Annotated in this window: 4 protein-coding genes; all 4 read left to right on the forward strand. The window is 50.0% G+C overall.

What is annotated here, in order from left to right; genetic code table 11:
- Positions 1–77: 77 nt before the first annotated feature.
- Positions 78–677, forward strand: a complete 600-nt coding sequence (locus ACUU1M_RS20020; protein WP_000940329.1) for a DUF1367 family protein — start codon at positions 78–80, stop codon at positions 675–677.
- Complete coding sequence (locus tag ACUU1M_RS20025) at positions 677–967, forward strand: DUF1364 domain-containing protein (RefSeq protein WP_000228038.1); 291 nt, start codon at positions 677–679, stop codon at positions 965–967. Before ACUU1M_RS20020 ends, ACUU1M_RS20025 begins: the two co-directional genes overlap by 1 nt.
- Positions 964–1518: a DUF1133 family protein gene (locus ACUU1M_RS20030; RefSeq protein WP_000640143.1), complete on the forward strand. Its 555-nt coding sequence runs from the start codon at positions 964–966 to the stop codon at positions 1516–1518. Before ACUU1M_RS20025 ends, ACUU1M_RS20030 begins: the two co-directional genes overlap by 4 nt.
- Positions 1519–1658: 140 nt before the next feature.
- The coding region (locus tag ACUU1M_RS20035; RefSeq protein ID WP_005049799.1) for a hypothetical protein at positions 1659–1842 on the forward strand (184 nt) is incomplete at its 3' end.

Below are 1842 nucleotides of genomic sequence, written 5' to 3' on the forward strand. Positions count from 1 at the left end.
TGTTAGTATTGGCATTAATTCTGGTATACTACATAACGGGCTGAACACCCATTCTACTGCGCCAGCGGAGAACTACGATGGCGCATATACAACTGGTCAAACAAACCTCTTCCGGATTACTTCTCCCGGCGACGCCGGAGAGTTGCGATTTTTTGCATCAAATCAAAATAGGTGAGTGGATACACGCAGACTTTAAGCGTGTGCGTAACTACGCATTCCACAAGCGTTTTTTCAAACTCCTGCAACTGGGATTTGATTACTGGACTCCGGTCGGTGGGGCGATCACGCCTCGCGAACGAAAACTGGTATCAGGCTTCGTTGATTACCTGTGCGAATCAGTAGGTCGGGAACACACTCCAGCCCTGAGTGATGCCGCAGAGCAATACCTTAATACAGTTGCGACATGCAGAACCCGGGATACGGCATTGCTAAAGTCGTTTGACGCTTTCCGCGAGTGGGTAACCATTCAGGCCGGATTTTACACCGAGCATATTTATCCTGATGGTAGTCGTGGGCGCAGGGCAAAATCTATCGCATTTGCGAACATGGACGAAACCGAGTTTCAGCAGGTTTATAAATCTGTACTGAATGTGCTGTGGAACTGGATCCTGTTCCGTAAATTTTCCTCTCCGGAGGAAGTCGAAAATGTGGCCGCGCAGTTACTGGAGTTTGCGTAATGGTGGATTTACGTAAAGCGGCGCGGGGGCAGATGTGCACCGTCAGAATTCCTGGCTACTGCAATCACAATCCCGAAACTTCTGTGCTGGCGCATTACAGGCTGGCGGGGACGTGCGGAACAGCGACAAAACCACACGATATGCAGGCAGCGATTGCCTGTAGCTCATGCCACGATTTAATCGACGGGCGGGTAAAAACCAGCGATTACACCAAAGAAGAATTACGCCTGATGCATGCAGAAGGTGTTTTTCGCACACAAGAAATCTGGAGAAAGGAAGGTTATTTATGATTTACCCAACAAATACAGGCAAAAGCGGGGAACACCTTCGTCTCACCACGCTGGAAAGTGTCTGGATTCAGGGAAAACTGCGCATGTGGGGGCGCTGGTCGTATATTGGCGGCGGTAAGACGGGAAATATGTTTAACCAGTTGCTGGCATCCAAAAAATTGACGAAAACAGCCGTCAATGAAGCCCTGCGCAGGATGAAAAAAGCGGGAATAGAGAAACCTGAGCTGGAAGCGTTTTTGCGAGAGATGATCAATGGCAAGCAAAAGACCTGGCTGGCGCATTGTACTGATGCAGAGGCGTTATGTATTGATAGAGTCATAAGTGAGGTGCTGGCAGAGCATCCTGGATTGATTAGTGTCCTCCGGCAACGGTATGAAGGGCGGGGGATGACTAAGCGTAAAATGGCTGAATTGCTGAATGACGCACACCCTGAGTGGTGTTTCCGGACGTGCTGCAGTCGGGTAGATGTATGGCTAAATCTTGCTGAATATATGCTCTATCTACCGATGCGTGATGCATTCTCTTCCGGGGATCTAAAAACCGTTTGTTGACTCAATCTGTTATCCGGGGCTATATTCCTCACGCGCCAGCAAAATCTGGCGTCGGGATTGGCGTCCCGGATGTTTACGGAGCGATATGAGACGCGCCCGCGTCTTTTTTCATATCGTTTGCACAGTCACATTCGCGATTTATGGCGGGCTGTGTGGGGGAGCCGAAAGGCTCGCCGGTTTCCGTACCCGGTTACGCCAACCCTGCACAGTTCGCCACCAGTTCGATTGGCGTCGTCGGTGGCGATAATTTCCAAATGTACGGAGTTATCGTTATGACCACTCAAATCTCTGTTGAAACTCTCTCCCCGATCACCCATAACCAGT

It is taken from the genome of Shigella sp. SIG6 (genome assembly GCF_053555815.1).